Annotated in this window: 7 protein-coding genes; all 7 read right to left on the reverse strand. The window is 40.3% G+C overall.

Annotated elements, in window-relative coordinates; all coding sequences use genetic code 11:
• Nucleotides 1-164 (reverse strand): rod shape-determining protein MreD (gene mreD, locus GMD4S_RS07035; protein ID WP_008289407.1); only part of this gene is annotated, 164 nt, incomplete at its 3' end.
• A gap of 2 nt (nucleotides 165-166) precedes the next feature.
• Nucleotides 167-982 (reverse strand): rod shape-determining protein MreC, encoded by an 816-nt coding sequence (mreC, locus tag GMD4S_RS07040; protein ID WP_001078970.1) that lies wholly within the window; start codon nucleotides 980-982, stop codon nucleotides 167-169.
• Nucleotides 983-1042: 60 nt separating this feature from the next.
• Nucleotides 1043-1837, reverse strand: coding sequence for an energy-coupling factor transporter transmembrane component T family protein (locus tag GMD4S_RS07045; RefSeq protein WP_000377884.1), 795 nt, complete (start codon nucleotides 1835-1837; stop codon nucleotides 1043-1045).
• Nucleotides 1830-2669, reverse strand: a complete 840-nt coding sequence (locus GMD4S_RS07050; protein ID WP_000513212.1) for an energy-coupling factor transporter ATPase — start codon at nucleotides 2667-2669, stop codon at nucleotides 1830-1832. The genes GMD4S_RS07045 and GMD4S_RS07050 overlap by 8 nt, the downstream gene beginning before the upstream one ends.
• On the reverse strand, nucleotides 2654-3481 hold the full coding sequence (locus tag GMD4S_RS07055; RefSeq protein WP_000835733.1) for an energy-coupling factor ABC transporter ATP-binding protein: 828 nt from the start codon (nucleotides 3479-3481) through the stop codon (nucleotides 2654-2656). The genes GMD4S_RS07050 and GMD4S_RS07055 overlap by 16 nt, the downstream gene beginning before the upstream one ends.
• Nucleotides 3478-4023, reverse strand: a complete 546-nt coding sequence (gene pgsA, locus GMD4S_RS07060) for a CDP-diacylglycerol--glycerol-3-phosphate 3-phosphatidyltransferase (protein WP_000712149.1) — start codon at nucleotides 4021-4023, stop codon at nucleotides 3478-3480. Before pgsA ends, GMD4S_RS07055 begins: the two co-directional genes overlap by 4 nt.
• 10 nt (nucleotides 4024-4033) lie before the next feature.
• On the reverse strand, nucleotides 4034-4711 hold a 678-nt coding region (locus tag GMD4S_RS07065), incomplete at its 5' end, for a hypothetical protein (RefSeq protein ID WP_000316509.1).

Consider the following 4711-nt stretch of genomic DNA (forward strand, 5'->3'; position numbering starts at 1 on the left):
TATTCTGAAACCTCAATTGTCTCAAACAAGAGAAATAAAAACAGAAAATGACTTGCTAAATGAAAGTGAGGGAAGAAGGATCCCGCTAATTGTCCAATATGTGCATCAATTAGTACGACAAAAGGGAGTAAAAAGAAAATACCAATTTGTTTTAACAGTCTCATTGCTAATTCCCCACTAACTCTACCACGTGAAGATTTTTGGTGTCAGCACTTAACTTTACTGTTACTTCCTTTGTTAGATAATCACTGCTGTGTGTTGTAGCAACAACCTCTCCAACAGGGATATCCTTAACATTAAAGTTTCCAAGCCCCCCTGTAGTCACCTTGTCTCCCGCGCTAATGTCGCTGTTGCTGTTTAATTGACTAATTTTAAGCAGTTCAGATTCCTTATCATAACCAACGATAATCCCGTAAATTTCAGTAGAACCATGCAGGATTTTAACAGAAATTTTGTCTGAATTTTCGGTGTTTGTCAATAGGTTGATCGTTGTTGAATGATCCTCCACCTTTGAAACACTACCAATCAAACCCCCGTTTGCAATGGCCAACATATTTTCAGAAGCTCCTTTTGAACTTCCCGCATCAATTGTTAACTCTTGTTTCCAAGATACTGGAGCCCGCATAATCACATCTGCTGCAATGGTTTTTGTAGCCTGCAATTTTGACTTCATATCCAGCAACTGACGTAATTGTTCATTTTCATTTTTTAAACTTTCTGATTGATTAGACTCCACCTCTAGTTGATAGAGCTGTTTTTTTAGACTCTCATTTTCATTGTAAGTCTGCGTCAAATGTCCCAAATCCGATTTGAAAGTATCAAACCACTGAAAGGGTTTTTGAACAATTCTATCTACTAAGGAAATCCCATCTCCTAGTTTCGTCACAATAGCGCTTGAATAGGTTGTCACTAATAGAACAGAAACTGCCAGAACTGTGACAAAAACGATGATTAGATATTTTGATTTTTTAAAACGGTTCATATTCCTACCTTTATACTAAAAACCTGCTACTGTGAGCTTCTTATCAATCCTACAAACCTGCTAAGATTTTAAGAAAAATAAGAAACATCCCAGTATCAAAATCACAAGAATTGCCAGTGTATCCTTTTGACTCCATCTCAACTGTCTATACTGACTTCTACCCTTTCCTCCCTGATAACCACGCGCTTCCATGGCTATTGCCAATGAATCTGCACGCTTTAAGCTCGTCGCAAAAAGAGGAATTAAAATTGGAATCATAGCCTTTACCTTTTGCACGATGCTACCTTCGCCAAAGTCAACTCCACGGGCTTTTTGAGCATTCATAATTCGCGTTGTGTCATCCATCAAGGTTGGAACAAAACGCAAACTCATTGATAACATAAGACCAATTTCATGAACGGGAACTTTCACACGTTTCAGCGGTGCTAAAAGAGCTTCAACTGCGGCTGCCAGACTCAAAGGCATGGTCGTTAATGTTAGCAAGGTTGAAAAGAAAATAATCAACACAAAACGACAGAAAATGATTCCCGCTTGTTGCAAAGCATAATCCGTTATTTTTATAAAAGAAAACTCAAATAGGACATTTCCACTTGAAATGAAAAAGAGCTGAAAAAGAGTCGTAAAAGCGATCAAGAAGAACATGGATTTTAATCCCTGAATGAAAAATGAAAGGGAAACGCCTGACAAAGCGATAAATATACCTGTCGCTACAAACAGAACGAGATTGGTGAGAGGATTATTGGCCCAAAATACAATCAAAATCAACAGGATCATGGCAAGCAATTTACTACGCGGATCCAAGCGATGAATGATGGAATCCCCCGGTATATAACGCCCTAAAATCATACTATCCATTTAGCGACTCCTTAAACTCCTCTATCTTGATTGGCAATTTTTTAAAAGCTACACCTCTATCTGCCAAACGTTTACAAAAGGCTGTGATTTTAGGCACACCTAACTGCACCTTTTCCATAGAGGCTACATCTTGGAAAACATCACTCGGTTTGCCACTTTTGACTAAACGCCCCTTTTCCATAACATAGACCTGATCAGCATACGTAGCTACATCATCCATCAAATGCGTTACCAGAACGATTGTCATTCCAGAAAGGTGGAGTTTTTTAAACAAGGTCATCAATTCTTTTCTGCCCAGAGGATCTAGTCCAGCTGTAGGCTCATCCAAAACTAAGACAGTTGGCTCCATGGCTAGCATACCTGCTATAGCCACACGTCTCATCTGACCACCCGAAAGTTCAAAAGGACTGCGCTCAAAGAGTGACTCATCGATGCCTACCAAGGCTAACTTTTCACGCGCAATTTTCTTGGCCTCTTCCTCAGAAACTCCAAAATTTTGCGGTCCAAATGCGACATCTTTCAAAACAGTCTCTTCGAAAATCTGATTTTCAGCAAATTGAAACACTAGACCAACTTGCTTTCGAATCTGACGAATTTCTTTATTGGTTGATGTAGGGGTAATGACGGTATCAAAAACTCGAACAGAACCCTTACTTGGTACCAATAGGCCATTTAAAAGCTGTAAAATCGTTGATTTCCCACTACCTGTGTGCCCTACTAAAGCTGTATAGGAACCATCCTCAATCGTCAAAGAAACATCAGTCAAGGCTGATGAAGATAGGGGAGTCCCCTCTTGATAGGTAAAGCTCACATTTTCTAGAGTAATTCCCATAACTTGTCCTCTAGCTCTCCTTCTGTCAAATAGCCATCCGGCAACTGATAACCAGTCTCTCTCAAAGATTCTCTCAATTGATTAGTAAAAGGCTCATCTAACCCTATCTGGTCAAGGTCATCCCGAGAAAAAAGTTCTCTTGGGCTGCTGGTTGACTCCACTTGGCCTTTTTTCATGACCAAGACACGGTCACTCATCGCAACTTCCTCTAAATCATGTGTAATGGAGACGACTGTCATCTGGTGGTCTTTTCGAATCTCTTGAACTGTCTGAATCAGTTCTCTGCGTCCCTCAGGATCCAACATACTTGTTGCCTCGTCCAAAATCAAAATAGCTGGCCTCAGGGCAACAACTCCCGCAATAGCCACCCGTTGTTTTTGTCCACCAGATAAACGAGCTGGTTCTCTCTTCTTAAAGTCCAGCATACCTACCAACTCCAAAGATTCAGCCACTCTCTTCTTCATTTCTTCACGAGGAAGTCCCTGGTTTTCTAAACCAAAGGCGACATCATCTTCAACAGTTGCCCCCACAAATTGGTTATCTGGATTTTGAAAAACCATACCAATTTGTCGACGCAAATCCCAAACATTCTCAGAGGACAGCAGTTGGCCATCTATCCAGATTTCCCCAGAGTCTGCTTCAAGCAATCCATCAATCAAACGGATAGTTGTCGATTTTCCACTCCCATTATGACCTACAATTGAAAGCCATTCTCCCCGTTTCACGTGAAACGAGACATTATTAACATCATAATGATCCTGGTCTTCCTTGTAACGAAAAGACAGATCTTTTACTTCAATAATCGATTTCATTTCGAACCAAATGTCCCTTTGAATACATGAGCGCTACCCTTGAAATAATCATAACCAGAGTAGATAGTGAAAAACAAAGCGATATAAAGCAACAGCTGACCAATTAAATTCCAATGTAAGAGCAAAAAGATAATGGCAAACATCTGGCTAAAGGTCTTGATTTTCCCTGGCATCGCTGCTGCTAGAACTGTCCCTCCCGTCTCAACAAGCAACAAACGCAAGCCTGTCACCGCAAGTTCACGACAGATGATAATAGCAACAACCCAAGCTGGAGCCATACCTAACTCAATCAACATGATAAAAGCTGACATAACCAACAGCTTATCGGCCATCGGATCAGCAAACTTTCCAAAGTTGCTAACTACATTCCATTTACGAGCAAGGTAACCATCAAGATAATCCGTTATACTAGCAACTGCAAAGATGATCGCTGCCAGCAAATGACTGCCTTGTGAATGGCCCAAAGTCAAAATAAGAATAAAGAGAGGTATAAAGAGAATTCTACCAATAGTTAATACATTAGGAATTTGTTCTTTTTTCATTGATTTTTCCTTAATCTGTAGTAAATGTAAGTGTCACAGTTCCAGTCTGAGTTGTCAGCTTCGAGGTGTCAATCGTTTGATTGTCCACAGTCACAGTAACTCCCTTCACTACACCTAAAGTAATGGTAACGGGGTTCTTAGTTGAAACTGTTGTTTTTACATTCTTATTGTCTGCGGACAGTGTCACACCACCCTCCAGCTCACTTCCTGAAACACTTACCCAACTAGTTGCATCTGATACTGCCAGTTGAACAGTAGCGGTTTCCTTACTCGTTTTATACCGAGCTTCAATGCGGTTTCCTTCGCCTGACACTGTAATAGTTGATTCCGTAGTAGAAGACGAGCTAGACGTCTGACTACTAGAAGATGAACTAGATGAGATTGTGGAACTAGTCGAGTTCACAACGCTATAATTAGCTGAAGAAGGACTTGGCTGAGTTTGGATGTAGTTCCAAACATAGTAAGTGACAAAAATTAAAATTGACAAAGCAAATAGAACGAAATAAAACAAGGGGAGATAAGACGTTTTTTTCTTATTTGATCGTCTGCGACCAGACAAGTCTTCTTCATCGACATCTACCTCTTCGTAGGTAATCATACTGCCTGAATCGTAGGCATCCAAAACAATTCCTTCATCTAACTCTACTGCCCAGGCATATTTTCTTAAAAAAGAACGAGCGTAGAAGGT

Source organism: Streptococcus sp. GMD4S (genome assembly GCF_000296955.1).